The organism is Bartonella tamiae Th239 (genome assembly GCF_000278275.1).
Taxonomy (GTDB): Bacteria; Pseudomonadota; Alphaproteobacteria; order Rhizobiales; family Rhizobiaceae; genus Bartonella; species Bartonella tamiae.
In genome coordinates, this window is record NZ_JH725147.1 from 2058077 (window position 1) to 2076834 (window position 18758).

Genomic DNA, 18758 nt, shown 5'->3' on the forward strand with positions numbered 1-18758 from the left:
AGAATTGACAAATCTATGCAAAACCAAGAAACGAAAATAAAAACAATGTTCTGATCTAAAAGAATGAAATATGATTATTCCAATTGTATAATTATCTTTCGCGTAAGGCTTCACCAGCTCGATTTAAAGGTTTTAACAAATAAGACAAAACTGTCTTTTCACCTGTTTTTATTTCTGTCATTGCCACCATTCCCGGCATAATTGGATGACGTTTTCCATCTTTTGTTGTTAAGTAACTATTATCAGTCAAAACATAAGCACGATAATAATTTATTTTTTTATCAACATCGTCTTGAATAGAGTCTGGCGAAACCATAACAACCTTTGCAGGAAGAGAACCATAAATAGCAGAATCATATGCTGTTATTTTTACATTGGCGTCCTGCCCAGGATGAATAAAGGCAATATCACGTGGGCTCAATCTGGCTTCAATAAGTAATTGATCACCTAGTGGTACAATTTCCATCAAAACACCTCCCGGAGAAACAATGCCACCGATTGTCGTCACACGAATGTCTTTAACAATACCTCTGGCTGGCGAACGAATAATCGTACGACTTAATTGATCGCTCAAACCTTCATTTGCCTTTAATAATGGTTCTAATTCAGCCATTGTATTGGCATAATCTGCACGAAGAGCAACATAATATTCGCTTCGCGTTGCCGCCAATCTTGAAGTTAATTCCGCTGCATTTTGCTGCAATCGTAAAACTTCAACCTCACTTGCTGCTCCAGTTTTAAGCAAAGGTTTTGCAATTTTGACTTCATCTTCGGCAAGTTTGTGCTGTTCAGTCAAATTCATCACATTGCTTTGAAACGCTTGACGATTTGTGAAAAAAAGTTCTCTTTCACGATCAATAACATTTCGCGCATTTTGTATATCTTCAGGAAAATTGACATCACTTTCATTATCAATTTCTGCTACCAACCGTGCAGCTCTTGCCTTTAATGCGATAATTTTAGCTAATGTTTCTTCAACATTTGCACGCGCTCTAGCAGGATCAAGCGAAGCAAGCTTTTGCCCCTCTTCAACAATATCACCCTCCCGAACATCAAGCTCAGCAAGAATTCCCCCTTCAAGATTTTGTATAATTTGACCACGCGAGGCAGGTGTTACTTTGCCCTCTCCAATTGCAACTTCATTTAATTTGGCAAAATATGCCCAAATTATAAAAATACCGATTGTAGCAATCATAATCCATAACATTAAACGCGTTCGGTTGGATAAATTACGTATTTTTACCAAGCTATCGACATCCATGACTCTATACCTTTCTTGGAGCAGGACGGCGTTTTTGGACATCGTCTGTTTGATTGGGAGTTGGGACTGTTTTTAAATTCGATAAAAGCACATCTTTTGGACCATCTCGTACGATACGTCCATTTTCAATCATAATAATACGATCAACCAATGAAAGCACCGGATAGCGATGTGTTGCAACGATCAAAGTTCGATCACCAAGCCAATTTTTCATATGTTCCAAAACACTAAGTTCTGTGGCTTCATCTAAAGAAGCTGTGGGTTCATCAAGTAAGAGTGTATTGGGTGCACGAAGATATAAACGCGATAACAGAATCGCTTGCTTTTGCCCACCTGATAAACCGACGCCACTTTCACGAAGCTTGAGATCCAATCCGTGAGGTTGATTCAGAACCAGTTGATCTGCACAGGTTAATTTCAACGCTTCTAGCAATTGTTCATCATTGGCAAGCGGATTAGCAATGAGCAGATTATCTCTCAATGTTCCATAAAATAAACTGCTTTCTTGCAAGACAGCGCCAACATCACGACGAATATCTGCTATATCAACCATTTTCAGAGGTGTTCCATCAAGCTGCACTTGCCCTTGTATGGGAGAACTTAAACCAGAAAGCATACGTAAAAAGGTTGATTTTCCTGCTCCAACACGCCCTAAAACAGCAATTTTTTCACCTGCTTTAATTTTTAATTTAGGAATAATAAGTGCAGGTTTTTCCTCTGGACCGTAGCCATAAAGAACATTTTCAAAACTATAATTTCCTCGGATATTTGGTTTATGATAATAATCTGTATTCGCATCATGATCCACAGGAAGTGTGAGCAGACCATCAAGTGCTTTTTTACCAACGCGCGCATTTTGCAAACGTCCTAAAACTGCTGGAACTTGTGCCAATGGCGCTATCGTACGACTTGTTAAAATAGAACACGCAAGAACTGCACCAAAAGAAAGTTGACTATCCAAAATCCCATAAACACCAACAATAATGACACCAATATAAGCAAATTGCTGTATCATTTGCGAAAAATTCATCAAAAAAGATGCGATGCGACGTTGTTTAAGACTGATGTCTCCATTCACTTTATTGACTTCATTCCATAAGCGACGAAAACGAGGTTCTGCTTGCAGCAACTTAATATCTTCAGCGCGATAAATTGATTCCATCAAAATTGCATTGCGCAGCATCGATTCATCCATACCTTGATTAGAGAGCTTCGCCAATGGAATTTGTAAAAGAACGCCGGGAAGAATAATTAAAGGGATCGCTGCGATTGGAACCCAAACAAGAGGCCCACCAAGCAACCAAATAATAAATAAAAAAACCAAAACAAAAGGGAGATCTATTAAGACACCAAGTGTACTGGACGTTAAAAGCTCACGCATCTGATCCAAATCACGCAACTGTGCAATGAGAGTACCAGGTGAACGAGGTCGTGCGTCATTGCGAATATTCAAAGTACGTGCGTAAAACATTGCCGACAGTTTCAAATCTGCCTGTTTACCAAAATGATCGGTGACTGCAACACGGGCAGTTTTCATAAATAAATCAAGAAGAAGCGCTATGGCAACGCCAGAGGCAAGAACCCATAATGTATTTATAGATCGCCCTGGAATAACACGATCCCAGACCTGCATAGCAAACAAAGATGTTCCAATCGCTAACAAATTACCAAATAAGGATCCCAAGCAAAGTTGGCCGATAATCGTCCAATTTGAAGCAAAAATACCACGCAACCAAGATTCTGGTTTTTTCTCAATATATGTTTCCAGCCTGTCTCCTCGAACCCTTTGATGACGACTAAGAAGTAGAATATCGATTTTTGATTTATCAGAAAAATCCCGTATAGAAATCTGTCGCTCAAAAAATGAATTTGCGGCACAAAAATGCGCTGTTAATGTCTCTTTATTAATTGCTGTTACAAAACCTAATGCGTCATTTAACGGAAGAATAAAAGGCAGCATTGCTTCAGATATTGAATCAATATCAACTGAAATAAACTGTGCATCCAAACCAGATGCATACGCAATATCAATAATTGTATCCGTTTTATCATGACCAGCTGACCAGGTCGCAGCATTACGCACAAGTTCTGACGAGACGGAAATATTCATATCTCTCGACGCTAACAAAAGGATATCGACCCAGGCGTCTATGGGAAGATGTGCGTTTTGTGTTTGTTGTTCAGACATCTAAATTTCCATTTTCTTATGCACCCTCGCGGATACGTGCAACAAATTGCCCAACAGCTGTATACGCCTTTATACGCGCAGTAAGACGATCAGTCTGGGCAAGGATAAAATCACTTTCGGCAATAAATGTATCGCGTTCAGCATTCACCACATCGGTCAGTGGCCGTTTATTGAGCGTATATTGTTGCCAATAAAGATCCCGTGAAGATAAGGACAACCCTATCATTTCTTGTGCATTGCTCATACGCGCTTCAGCACCAGAACTTTCTGTTTCTGCTGAACCTAATGTGGTACGTGTTGTCATAAGGTCATTATCACGCGCTTGCTTTGCAGCACGCAATTCTGCATCAGAGGCTTCAATTTGATATTTTTCACGCTTGCCAATAGAAAAACGACCACTAAGTTGAAGACCAACAAAAGTGCTATCATTGGCAACATTTCGATTGCTTGACGCTTTTGATTGACTAACACCAAGGCTGACCGATGGAAATCGATTTGCTTTCGCGAGATTCAAACGCTGCTCAGCAGCATGAACTTCTGCAGTGGCAGCTAATACTGATGGTGTATCATCAATGTTATCTGAGCTACGTCTTAAATTTTCAATAAATTTTGTTGTATCATTTAAACTTGCAACCCGCTGAGGGCGAATGCCTGTCATTTCTGCAAAGCGTCCAGCAGCCACATCATATTTGGTTTGTGCAGCCAAAAGATCAGCTTTAGCTCTTTGCATAGCAACATCAGCTTGATTAAGGTCTGAAACATCAGAAAGTCCTGCACGAACACGCTGCGATATTTTATCGCGTGTTCCTGTCAAAGCGGCAACTTCACGATTGGCTGCTTCTATAGTTTCCTGCGCGCCAGAAAGTTCTATGAAGATAGATGCCATTTCAGAAGCCACCTTCTCCATCGTATCATTTAAAAGATGTTGTTGTTTTTCATATGTCGCTCGGGCCACTCCTACTCTGCTTGATGTGCGACCAAAATCATAAATGAGCTGATTGACACCAATCGTTCCCGTAACATTGACATCGTTATTATCATTATTTGTGTTATTACTTCCATAACGACTATAACCAGGATTAACACCATATTCGAGTGTCGGATACCAAGCAGATTGTTCAATAGCCACTTGCGCATTACTTTGAGCCACGACTGCGGTTGCACGTCCAATATCTGGATGACGCGCCAGAGCAACACCAACGGCATTTTGCAAAGTAATTCCTGGTATTGCAACTGTCTTTGTTTGTCCGCGTATTTTCTTTGTATTGTTTTCTTGCGTCCCATTTACACCAGAGCCATTAATTTGTGTTGCTGGAACATGACGGACAATACGTGATTTTTGTGGTGTGCAACCACTAATGATTGTTGCTGACAACAAAAACACAATACATGATGAAAAACGCAAATGAACTTGCGATAAGTTATGTTTTTTCGTATTAAAAATGTGTTTTTTTATTTTTGCAAAAATGGTCATAATTTCTATCAACCCAATCTTTGCTGATAATCAGTTTCGCGCATATCACCTGACATAATTAATCGTATAAGCTCTGAATCTTGAAAATCATTCATATTGTTGCGCCCATTTAGACCCATATTTTGTAATCGCGACATATAAGGCGTGATTTGCTCACGCAATGATGTTGGCAATCCTAATAATTCAGATGCTCCTGCACGCGCTGTAATCAAATTTAATGGCGCACCAACCAAAAGCCAATTGACCATATGAAAAATTGGCGCCCAACCATGACCAATATAGTTTTCAATATCCAACATACGTGGCAAACGATGATCAAAACAGGCACGCAATTCTTGATATCGATCAGAACGGGGTAATTTCGAAACATCTTTCCAAAATCTTGTATCATCACGTCCGCCTTCAAAATGCATACGGCAAAAATCAATAAGCCCCAACCAGCCCTCGTTATTAGATCGATTAAAAGAATCTATAATATTGTTTCCGATGACCCCTCTTCCATCGATGAACACCTTTTCAACATTTCGGAGCTGTTCAAACATTTGTCCACTTGATGTTGCTTCTAATAAGTCAATGAACCCTGATGCCGCGCCCAAGGCTAAAACATTTTTGCGCCAAGCAGTTTCAAAATTTCCTGGATCAAATCTTATTAAACCCATAGGTGTAATATCATGGCCAACATAATGCTCGATTTCTTTTCTCGCATGATCTTCGCTTATGTGTTTGCTTGAAAAAATATAAGATGCACTGACTTGATCTTGAAGTGGAATTTGACTCATCCAACCAGAACTCATTGCCACAGCATTGGTGAGTAATGCTGGATTCTTTTGAGGATGTGCGGTGGAAAAAGGTAACACTCGATCCAAGATTTGAAAATCTTTAAACGACTGCCATTTTTCTTTGTAGGTTTCACCCATAGCTATTCGTTTAAAACCAGAAGCATCTACCACAAAATCAACCGCAACTTCTTCGCCTTCGACCTTTAATGCATACGTCAAACCTTCTGAGGTTAAAAGAAGCTTATCAACTTTCATAAGACGATGTTTTATGCCACGTTTTAAAGCGACAGATTTAAGATATTGTTCTGCTTTTTGATGATGAAAATGATAAGATGGTGCAAGACCACTTCTTTTTGTTGCTAAAACAGCGCGTGCTTCAATCTGGGAAGCATTGTCTTGAATGAGCGAAAAACCTGGAAAAAAACTATGCAAATCTGCCCCAGCGGAAACACGTGCGGCAAGAAGAGGCATGATCCCAAAGGCTATGAATTCAAGTTCTTGAACTTGTTCTCCAATCATAGGTGAAAGATGATAAAAAACATCGCTTTTTTCGCCATTTCTCCACCCTTCAAAAGATGTCCCTAGTTTAAATGTCGCACCACTTTCACGAACAAATTCTTCGACATCGATTTTATTACGGTTGAGTGATTGAATAAGATTATTCAATCCACCCTCACCTATACCAATGTCAGTTTTTTTGGGATCTTCAAAGACAACAATTTCAACAGCAGAACTAAATATACGACGAAGCGTCAGAGCAGCAAACCACCCCCCTATATCACTACCAATAATAGCTAAACGTTTTGCTTGTCTTAAATCAATCAAAGTACTCAACTCCAAAACAGAACACAAGAGGAGTGAAAATTTCCCCGGCCATCAAATTATTAAAGAACGATCTGATTATTTGCTAATAGTTCTTCTAGACTGACTTTTGTATCAAGAAGCGTAATAAGAGCTTGCGAGTCGAAAGTACCACCTAAACCATCACGATCAATATGAAGGATTGTATTGTTACCTTCATATGTAACAGACAAGTAATCAGCAATAGTATCACCGTCATCAATGACCGCAACACCGTTCACATAATGGGCTGCACCATCTGCATCAGCTTCATACCCAATTAACAGTTGAGAAATGTCGAAACGATCAGATGATTCACTATCATCGTAATCAAAAATCGTAATCCCTGATACCGTATCATGACCATTACCACCAGTTGCATCATCAGTGTCAATTAATTCATAAAGAAGTGTATTGTGCCCGCCATTATTGAGGAAGAAGAAATCTTCCCCCCCTCTACCGTTTAAGATATTCATTCCCGAGCCATCAGTAAATGTATCATTGTATTGAGTTCCGTAAATACCTTCAATATTGGTTAACGTAACTATCCCGAAATTGGTATTTTGAGCACTTGCAAAACTTAAATCTATGACAATACCCCTACCTTGAAAATCAGCAAGTTTAAAGTCAAGAACGTCCATACCGGTATTTACATCCCAATAACGTTCACCATTTCCGACAATCCAGCCACCACCACCATTATATGTGTGCGTACCCAATGTCGCAAAGAAGGTATCATTATAACCAGTACCAACGATTCCTCCACCATTATAATTTCCTGTATTACTTCTGTTAGTATCGCTTTCAGCGGTTAAAACATAACCGTTATAAGACTGGGTCGCCTTGAGATCTGTCCAACTCGCATTCACATTCTCAATAGTATTATCATTAAGAGTTGCCAAGCCTCCAATATCACTCGATACACCATTAACGTTTCGAATAACAGCAGCAGTATAAGTTTCATCAGGATTAAGCCCGAAATAATTTACCAAAGCAGAAGTGTCATTCCAACCAGTACCATATTGTGGATTGATTATCTGACTTGAAACAAGATTTCCTTTCGAATCGAACAATTGTACGGTGTTACCAAACAATGTGTTTGATCCATCCGGATTAAGAATACGAAGATGCAAAGAGGTGCCATTAGCGGGTCTATTTGGATTACTGACCACAACAGTTGCAAGAGATGTATTATCTCGAGAAATCAATAAATCAATATCACCATCCCAGTCATAATCTATAGCTGCAGCACTTGAAGAATTTACAGATCGATCGACTTCAACATTAGTCATAGTTTGACCACCAGAGGTGGCTATACCCATCTCTTTTATGTTTTGTTTCTCCCAGATAACCCGATTATTCCCATCAACTTGTCCAGTATTATGCCAAAATATAGACTGACCAATGGATATTGTAGATTCAGGCACTTCAATAATATCCATTAAACCATCACCATCCCAGTCGATTGCAACTGACGATTTGCCTTTTACACCATCATTGAAACGTTGTCCTTCAAGCAGATTACCTTGACCATCATTATAGAAGATAACGCTATCATTGCTCGTATCACCTCTAGCACCAGGCTGTGATTGGTTACGAGTATTGGTTTGACCAATAAATAAATCCATATAACCATCACCATTATAATCGGCCCAAGTGAGCGCTATAGTGTGTTCATAAGTATCGTCAATCCAACCATTATAATAAAAGACGTTTCGTAATTGTTGCTTAATAGACCAATTCGAACCGTTTGTTGAGCTAGTTCCATCATTTTCTAATACAACCAAATTATTAAGATTAGCATTTATATCAACAAAGCCATGAACGACCAGATCAACAGCACCATCATTATTGATATCCACACCAGATAATTCATGGTCAATACGAAAATTATTAATTCCTTCAGCAAATATACCAGTTCCGTAACCGTAAATATCCCATTGTCCTCCAGTAACGGTTCCATCACCTGGCAACCCCTTATTATGAAGAAAAGTTGCACTATCACTACCAGAATCACCAATAAAGACATCAAGCCAACCGTCACCATCCATATCGATGGATATAGCACTAGAAAAGTGAATTGTTGTGCGAACGTCAAAGACATGTGCTTGATATGATCCGTCCGGCTGTCCGCTATAAACTGTGGCTGTTGCACCATCATATGTGCGATCAGTTAAGAAAATATCCATGTAACCATCGCGATTAAAATCGCCATAAGTATACGAACTGAATAATTTTTGAGCTGGATATTGACCACCAATATTTGACCAAATACCTGCTGGCCATGTAAGGCGATTTGGTTCATCATATTGTCGAAAATTATTGCCATCGGAGCTATATTCCGCCATGTCAGTTGTCATCACCCAACCGCCATTGGAACCTAGACGCGTCGCCATAGAATATGTTGGATATTCACCACCTATTCCAACATTGGGTGCCAAGGCTGCATCAGTAATGTCTATACCGATTTCAAATTGATTTGATCTCGCACCGTTAAGACCTGCACCACTCTGCACAGCTGCTGTATAGGTATAAAAATGTGCATCCTGCAAACCAGTATCGGCGAAACTCCATCTATTACCTACAACATCCGCATATCCAACAATACGTGTGCCACGATAAATTGCCACAACCGAATTATTGGTTAAAGGTACACTCAAACTACCATGAAGAATCGGTGATGTATCATCCGTATAACTTCCTGATTGAAGATTTGGATTACTAACGTCACCATGATTATCGGAGAAATAGTCAATCGATATGTTATTTGTTGGCCTTTGATTATCAATGACAATAACTTGTGAAGATGCAGGACCAATATTACCAGCAGTATCAACAACCCTTGTTACGAAGGTATGTGAACCATTAGAAAGAACATTATTACGATTGTCATAATCCCAAGTATCTGTTGCAGCATTATATACTGCATCATGCCAAGTCTCTCCCCCATCAACGGATATTTGAACATAATCATTGACAGCCAACTCACCTTGCACTTTAGCCGAAATAATCAAAGTTTGATCATTTGTGATAAAGTCATCGCTAAAGCGTCCTGTATCATCAGTAATACCCGATATAATAGAGTTAACTTCTGAAGCCAGCCGATCAAGATTAATAGTAAAGTCAGCTGTAGTCGTCCCAACATTACCAGCTTGATTAACAATAGAAGCGGTAAATACGTAAGCTCCGTCACCATTATCTAAACCAGTGTTTGCTTCATCGTCACCAACTTGATAACTCCAATTACCATTTTGATCAACAATTGCATTTCCAAGCTCTTGCCCATTCAAATAAATCTTAATAACTTCACCCGCATTAAGACCGGTAACAGTTCCCTGAAGAAGAGGTGATCTGTCATTTGTGTATGTACCATTACCTAAAATGCCAGTTATTGGATCGACATTATCTACATAACCAGTAAATGCTAAACTATTACCCTCAGATGGTGATGACGTATCAATCACTAATATCTGTGACGCAGGTGTTGTTGTACTTGGATTCCCAACAGCATCACGAACGATCGTTTCAACAGTATAAGTACCATCGGCAAGTTCCAGATAGTTTGGACTATCAGGATCGTTAGAATCTATAACATATTTACCAATCGTTTCATCAAAATGAGCTTGAATCCAAGCACCGGAAACTCCCCCTTGAGGGATGATACGCAACCATACGCTATCACCTTCAGAGACACTGACACCCGTAGCATTAATTGTAAATATTAATGTATTATCACTGGTTATAAAATCCGAAGAAGATGAACCAGTATCGTCAGTGATTGATTCTAATATGGCAGTTGCGTCTGGCCCCGTTAAATCAACTGTTAAATCGAAACCGTTTGACATACTACCGTCGACTCCAACGTTATTTATAACGACCGCGGTGAAGCTAAAATCGCCTTCAGTCAACGCTTGATCAGCAGTTACTTGATATTCCCAAGTAGTGCCATCCGCACCAATTGTTGCAAGACCAAGATCCCGTGTCCCATTTGCATCAGTTACACGAATAATAATCGTATCACCTGATTGAAGACCCTGAACATTACCAGACAACTTTGGTGTTGCATCGTCGGTCACCTGACCAGATTCACTAACGAAACCTGTAAAGGCGCCTTGATCGTCAAAGAACCCGCCAATAGTAATAACTGCATCTGTATTGCCACCCGTTTGAATATTGATAACTTGTGAAGATGGAATAGTTGCATTACCTGCTTGATCTCTAACAATAGTTTCAACTGTATATTCGCCTGAAGCAAGTATAACTTCAGTCGCCTCAGCATTATGATCAACAATATAAGTACCAGATCCATCAGGATTGAGCGTTGCTTGAATCCATTCACCTGGTTGACCATTTTTCGGCGTAACACGAAGCCATACAGTATCACTCTCTTCTAACGTGCCTTCTACTTTTATTGTATAAATTATTGTTTGATCACTCGTATTAAAATCACCAACAATCCCTGTATCATCTGAAATAGATACCAACTCAGAAGAAACATTTTGAGGAATAGTTGTATCAACTGTAAGTGTATACTCAGCACTATTGCCAATATTACCGCCTTTATCTTCAACCGTCGCGGTAAATGTATATTGTCCTTCGCTTAGCGCTTGAGCATCAGAAACGGGCATATTCCACTGACCATTCTCACCAGCAATCACATAGCCAAAGTCAATCACACTGCCATCTGGACCAACAGCCGTAATATGAATACGATCTCCTCTTTCCGCTGAATTCAAACGTCCTTGAATTTCAGGTGTTGTATCGTCTGTGCGAGGATTATCGCCAACAATAAGACCTGTATATGGACCAACATTATCAACAAAACCATCAATCGTGACTGTCGCAGCTGAGGCCCTCGTATCAATGACAACTGTTTGTGTACCTGTAGCTCCATTATTACCTGCGGCATCTTTAACAACTGTCTCAACACGATAGCTGCCATCTGCAAGAGCCGATTGCGCATTATTGTGATTAACAACATATGTGCCATCTTCTTGACGCGTTGCTTGAACCCAAGCACCTGGAGTACCAGGACGACCATCAGCTCCAATCGGTGTAATGCGCAACCAAACCGTATCACCTTGTGTCACACCACTGGCCTGCAATGTGTAAATAAGACTTGCATCATTGGTGATAAAGTCACCAGCAATACCATTATCATCGCTAATGGAGGCAAGGGTTGCAGTGCCCGTCGGTACCGTCAAGTCAATATTGACAACAAAGTCCGTCCCTGCACTTTCATTGCCTGCTGGATCCGTCGCTGTCACACTGACTTCATGTGCGCCTGATGGCAATGCAGAAACAGTCACTGACCAACGGCCATCAGAACCAACCGTTGTTGAACCAATAACATTACCATCTTCATCACGGATCGTGATCGTTGAGCCAGGCTCACCATCACTGCCCTGGAATGTCGGTGTTGTGTCATCTGTTGGCTGACCACTGGTCAATGGAGGCAATGGCGGTGACTGGAAGTCTCCAACATCATCTATAACCTCAAACGTCGGTGCTGCAGGAGCTTGCGTGTCAATCGTAATATTGCCTGTCGCTGTCGCAACCTGACCCGTACCGTCAGTCGCTGTAACTGTAAAGTTAACACGTCCATCTGGAAGATCATCTGTCGCTGTTATGCGCCATTCACCCGTCACTGTATCCGCTACAACGCTACCAATCGTGACTGTCTCACCTGCTGCATTCACATAAGTGATAACAACTTGAGCTCCGGGCTTGGCTTCACCAACAAAAATACCATTGGCATCATTCGTCAATCCACCACTATTAATATTGGCTGGCGTACCAACACTATCAGCATAATGGCTAAAGCTTACTTCAACACCAGTCGTATCAATCACAAACGTCAAATCATCACTTGGATCACTCTTATTGCCTGCAAGATCAACAACTTCATAATAAATCGTATGACTGCCATCTGGAAGACGAGGAGATTCAACACTCCATTGACCATCAGCTCCAACCGTCGCTGTCGCAATTGGAACATTTGGTGTATCACTATTCCTATCATAAATATAGACAATAGCACCCGCTTCATTCCTAGACTGCTCGCCCGAGAAGGTCGGCGTAGCATCATCCGTCGGCGCACTGCCATCAATAATGCCTTCAACATTCACATTATCATACGCCGTAATCTGACCGCTAACCTCAGGTGCAATCGTATCAAGTCTGATCTCATAACCACCCGTTGGATCACTCTCTTGTCCCGCAGCATCAACCATCGTCGCTGTAAATGTATAAGTCCCTTGCGCGCTCAAGCCTTCCTGAAGCTCATAACGCCAACGACCATTCGCATCAACACGCGTCGTATCAACCAATACACGCTCCCCATTAGGGCCAACCATGTAAATATTGATCGTCGCTCCAGAAACACCCCCCGTACCACTCAATATCGGCGTCGCATCATTCGTCAATCCGCCCTTTTGAATAAGCGTTGCTGTGGCACTGCCATCAAGGCTGACATTGTCATGGATAAAGTCAAGTGTCGGTGGCTGTGGACGCTCAGTCACAACCGTAAAACTCCACGGTGAGGTCGCAGGACCTTCATTACCTGCAAAGTCAACAGGTCTGGCCGTAAAATTATAGTCGCCTGCACCAAGCGGTGGGCGCGGCGTAAAACTCCACGAACCATCCGCATGAACTTCCCCGCGACCTATAAGAGACGTATTGCCATTACTGTTGGTATTATAAACATTAATATAGGCTACTTCCTCAGGATCAACCGCATTCTCGCTCTCATCACGATAGGTCGGGGTCGTATCATCCGTCGTATCACCTTGACCAATAACACCTTGAACAGGACCAAAATCATCCCATAACTCAATGTTATCTCCATCCATCGCCGCAGGGCCAGTAATGTCATAATCAATGACAAAGCTTGCACTATTGCCTAAATTACCACCCTTATCTTCGACCGTCGCGGTAAACGTGTAATGACCTTCACTACTAAAAGCTTTGTCATCTGGAACTTGTAAACGCCAAGCACCACTGCCTGCAGCAATCACATAGCCAAAATCAATCACACTGCCATCTGGACCAACAGCCGTAATATGAATACGGTCACCTTGTTCCGCACCACTTAAAACACCATGCAACTCAGGTGTCGCATCATCACTCTTTTGACCAGACGTCGTATAATCATGCTGTTCTAAACCAACATTATCAACAAAACCATCAATCGTGACTGTCGCAGCTGAGGCCCTCGTATCAATGATCACTTCTTGTTCATTGGCAACAGAGGCATTCCCTGCGGCATCACGCACAACCGTCTCAATTATATATGTACCATCTGCAAGAGCAAAATCGGCATGATTACGATCAACAATATATGTGCCATTTTGTTGACGCGTTGCTTGCAGCCATTCACTTGCTGCACCATCCGCATTTACGATGCGCATCCAAACAGTGTCACCATTGGCAACAGAACCATTAACAGTAATGGTATAAACAAGCGTATTATCACTTGTTAAAAAGTCTGAAGGGTCAATACCAAGATCTTCAGTAATAGCGACAAGCGTTGCTGCCGTTGCTGGACCTTGTGTATCGACAATAACTGTAAAATCTGTCCCATCACTTTCATTACCAACACTATCTGTAGCTGTCACTGTAAGATCATGCTGACCCTCACCCAATGGGCGAGTGGTCACTGTCCAATTACCCTCAGCATCAACAACACCTTCACCAACGATTGTGCCATCATTATCTTTAATATGGATGGTTGAGCCAGGCTCGCCACCGCTCCCCTCAAAAGTTGGCGTTGTATCATCAATTGGTTGACCAGAAACAATTTGATCCTGATCAGGACCAACATCATCATAAACACCATCAATCACAGGAGCATCAGGTGCTGTTAAATCAACATGCATCTCAAAGCCCGTAGAAGCTTGATTACCTGCAGCATTCGTCGCCGTCGCTGTCAATTGATAATCCCCTTCTGCAAGAGGTGTATCTAAAGTCAATGTCCAATTACCAGCAACATCCGCTGCTGCTGTACCCAAATCGTTGCCTTCTTGATCGCGAATAACAATCGTTGCATTCGGGCTACTCGTTCCTACAAAAGTTGGCGTACGATCATTTGTAAATCCACCACTTGTAATCGTTCCAAGCTGTGGCTCTTGATCATCACGAACATGAGTAATCGTGATTTGAACTTGCGAACTATCAAGTGTGAAATCAAGTGAATCGCTAGGATCACTTTCATTACCCGCAGGATCTGTCACCGTCGTCGTAATGGAATGCTCACCATCAACTAGCTCTTGATCTGGCGTAAAACTCCAATTACCGTCTTTATCAACAACAGTTTGACCAATAACATGACCATTATCAATGATCGTGACAGTCGAGCCAGGCTCTTCATCACCTCCTGATAATGTCGGTGTACGATCATCAGTCGTACTTCCACCAGTTATTTCTCCCGTTTCCATTCCTTGATCATCATGGCCTTTAGGAACATCTGGGGTATCTGGCGCAGTTGTATCAAGAATAATCAAATAGTCGCCTGTCTTACCACTTATACGACCATTATCTGGATTTGTTGCTGTTGCTGTAATAACATATTTGCCATCCGCATTAAGCAATGGATTACCGTTACTATCATTGCCAATTGTCAATTCCCAATTACCATTTGAAGCAATAACGACCGTACCAGCTGAGTGACCATTGACAAAAACTTCAACAATTTCCCCTGCCTTACCCGTACCACGTACAGTCGGAGTTGTATCATCTGTTGTCTGACCTTTCTCCAGACGACCAACAACCGTACCAACATCATCGTAAATGCCAATAATTGCTGGTACAGATGGAGATGTAACATCAACTATAAAGTCCCAATGATCTGCAACAGGACCCTCATTACCAGCAGCATCAACTCCATGAACTGTAAAACTATGATTACCTGTATCTAATGAACTAGGGGAAACAAAACTCCATTGACTATCAATAACCGCAGCACTGCCTAAAAAGATATTTCCATCATAAACATTAACATAGCTTACACCAGCTTGTGCCGTTCCATGCAAGGTTGGTGTCGTATCATCTGTAATACCACCTTGACTAATCTCGCCTGTTGCGGGCTCAACATTATCCGTCAAACCAATAATAGCAACATCATTTGCTGTCGGTGCACGTGTATCAACATTAAAGCCAAATGCATCCGAAGCCTTCGCCTCATTACCTGCCATGTCGGCAACTACAGCAACGTAAGAATAAGAACCATCCGTCAAACCATCAAGCTGATAGCTCCAGTCGCCATTCTCACTTAAAATAGATTGACCAATATATTCTCTCTCACCATTAGACAATATACGATATAGTTGAATATAAGAACCTTCCTCATACCCACTTGCTGTACCTTGAAGCAAGGGAGAGGTATCATTGGTCGTCGTCCCATTCGGGAAAACACCCTCTTGTGGAGCAACATTATCGTATAAAGATTCAATCGTAACGTTAACAGATCCAGCTGGCAAAGTTTGCCCATTTGTATCAATGACAATATTTTGATCATGAGCATCAGAAGCATTGCCTGCAGCATCGCGCACAACAGTTTCAATAGTATACGTTCCATCATCAAGCGCAAATTCTGCACTATTACGATCAACAATATAGCTGCCATCTTCTTGACGCGTTGCTTGCAGCCATTCACTTGAATTACCATCAGCATCAACAATGCGCATCCAAACAGTGTCACCTTCTTCAAGTGTTCCAGTCACACCAATCTTATAAATAAGCGTATTATCGCTGGTAATAAAGTCACTAGGATCAAAACCAAGATCTTCACTAATAGCAACAAGCGAAGCTGTTGCCGTAGGGGCCTCAGTATCAACAACAACCGTAAAGCCCGTACCAGCACTCTCATTACCAGCACTATCGGTCGCTGTTACTGTAAGATCATGTTGACCTTCATCCAATGGACGGGTTGTTACTGTCCAATTACCGTCAGCATCAACAACACCATCACCAACAATGGTACCATCTGAATCTTTAATATGGATGGTTGAGCCAGGCTCACCACCACTCCCCTCAAAGGTTGGCGTCGTATCATCTGTTGATTGACCAGAAACAATCTGTCCTTGTTCAAGACCAACATCATCATAAACACCATCAACCACAGGAGCATCGGGTGCTGTTGTATCAAGAATAATCAAATAATCATTAGAAACGTTACTGATGCTACCCGTATTTGGGTTTTTCGCCACAGCAGTAATCACATAATTATCATCTTTTTCAAATAATGGAGAACTATTTTCACGCGTTATTTGATTTTCTGCAGCATTGTTACCAATCGTTAATTCCCAATTTCCATCCGATCCAACGATCACAGTGCCGGCAGATTGACCATTAACAAAAACTTCAATAATTTCGCTTGCTTTACCCGTACCTTGTACTGTCGGCGTTTTATCGTCAGTCGTATGACCATTTTCAACATTGCCGACAACATTTGGCTGATCGTCATAGACACTGGTTATAACAGGCGCCAGAGGCTTCGTCGAATCAATGGCAAAGCTCCAACTTCCGGCTTCTGCGCCTTCTATATTAGAATGACTAACACCATAGACAACAAAATTATGATCACCATCACTCAACTCATTAGGGGGAACAAAACTCCATTGACCATCAACAACGTCTGCAACACCTAAAAATACATCACCATCATAAATATTAACTCGAGCAACATTATCCTTGGCTGCTCCATGCAAAGTCGGAGTTTTGTCGTCTGTAATACCACCACTAGCAATATCACCCGTAACTGGTTCAATATAATCTGTCAGACCAATAATCGTTACATCATCTGCCCCCGGTGCACTTGTATTAATTTCAAATTGCCACGATGAAGTCATTGGTCCCCGATTTCCAGCCTCATCAACAGCGCGCGCTGTATAGGTATGACTGCCGTCACCTAAATCTTCTGATGGCGTCCATGACCAAGTTCCGTCCTCATTAACTGGGACAGTTGCAACCAATTTTCCATTATCAAAAATTTCAATAAATGAGGCATCTTCTGAATCAGCAATTCCTTTAAATTCAGGACGCGAATCATCTGTAGTATCTCCGCGACCAATAGTTCCTGTTACCTCACCAACATCATCAAGTAGATCCATCGCACTTTCATCAAGCGCGACCGGTGGTATTGTGTCAACGACAAATTCGAATGGAGGCGTAGCAGCACTTTCATTTCCTGCTAAATCGGTAGATGTAATAGTAACACTTTGCGCACCTTCACCAAGATCAGTATCCAGCTCAACAGACCATTTTCCATCTTTATCAACAACACCCTTAGCAACAACTTTGCCATCTTTATCGTAAATTTTAATCGTTGAATTTGGCTCTCCCGTACCAGAAAAAACGGGGGTTTTATCATTACTAATGGCACCATACTCAATATTACCTACATGAGGCTCAACATTATCATAAACATTAATTAAAACAGGCACATCAGGAGCCACTGTATCAATAGTAATCGTAATAGATGTTTCGTCACTATAATTCCCTGAATTATTTGACTGAGTAACAGTAATCGTATACTCACCATCAATAAGTTCTGGCGTAGTATACGTCCACGTACCATCACCACCTATCTGAACTGTTACAGCTTCATGACCAGAAATATGGATCGTTACAAAGCCGTTGGGAATACCTCCAACACCATTTAATGTCGGCGTTGTATCATTTGCGTAACCATTCGGAGCAACAATACCAACACGAGGCTCCACATTATCAAATACTGTAAATTGCGGTACAGGTGGCCGTGTAAGTGGCTCACCATTTACCCCCCCACCCCGACCTCCCGAAAGTGCGGCAGCGATACCACCAATAGCAGCAGACGCAACCAAAATACTCAAAAGAGCATCAGCAGAATCACCATCTGTTAATTCTTCGTAAAATACTTCAGGATCAACAATACCATCACCAACTGAGATGAGAGCTTTACTGAAATCAGTTAACCAATGACCATTTTCATCAATAAAAACTAAATTATTAAAGTCGTCACCATTTAAGAAAAAATTAATTATTTTAATAATTTTCCCACTATCAAACTTAATAACAAGCGCGTCACCTTCACGGGCATAATTTAATATACTACCTTTATCAGCTGACAATAAAAAATTCTTAGGCTGACCAGAGGCATTAATAATTCCACTATCAGTGTTAATCGATACATTAGCATGATTGTTCAAGACGGACGACAAAGCCATTTTAATATCCTTT

General features: G+C 41.3%; 5 protein-coding genes. All 5 read right to left on the bottom strand.

Annotated features, from left to right (window positions below; all coding sequences use genetic code 11):
- Positions 1 to 91 precede the first annotated feature (91 nt).
- Entirely contained in the window at positions 92 to 1261 is a 1170-nt protein-coding gene (locus ME5_RS09250) for a beta-barrel domain-containing protein (protein ID WP_008040495.1), read from the bottom strand.
- 4 nt (positions 1262 to 1265) lie between these two features.
- Positions 1266 to 3449, bottom strand: a complete 2184-nt coding sequence (locus ME5_RS09255; protein ID WP_008040496.1) for a type I secretion system permease/ATPase — start codon at positions 3447 to 3449, stop codon at positions 1266 to 1268.
- 16 nt (positions 3450 to 3465) lie between these two features.
- A complete protein-coding gene (locus tag ME5_RS09260) occupies positions 3466 to 4833 on the bottom strand; it encodes a TolC family protein (RefSeq protein ID WP_245256560.1) in 1368 nt (455 codons plus the stop codon).
- Between the two features lie 98 nt (positions 4834 to 4931).
- Positions 4932 to 6527 carry a tryptophan 7-halogenase gene (locus ME5_RS09265; RefSeq protein WP_008040498.1) on the bottom strand — a complete coding sequence of 532 codons (1596 nt, stop codon included), beginning with the start codon at positions 6525 to 6527 and terminating at the stop codon, positions 4932 to 4934.
- Positions 6528 to 6586: 59 nt separating this feature from the next.
- Positions 6587 to 18745 (bottom strand): Ig-like domain repeat protein, encoded by a 12159-nt coding sequence (locus tag ME5_RS09270; protein ID WP_008040499.1) that lies wholly within the window; start codon positions 18743 to 18745, stop codon positions 6587 to 6589.
- Positions 18746 to 18758: the final 13 nt, after the last annotated feature.

Bases quoted from the DNA above. Each gene is read 5' to 3' on its own strand.
- ME5_RS09250 (WP_008040495.1), bottom strand. From the start codon at position 1,261: ATGGATGTCGATAGCTTGGTAAAAATACGTAATTTATCCAACCGAACG.
- ME5_RS09270 (WP_008040499.1), bottom strand. From the start codon at position 18,745: ATGGCTTTGTCGTCCGTCTTGAACAATCATGCTAATGTATCGATTAAC.
- ME5_RS09255 (WP_008040496.1), bottom strand. From the start codon at position 3,449: ATGTCTGAACAACAAACACAAAACGCACATCTTCCCATAGACGCCTGG.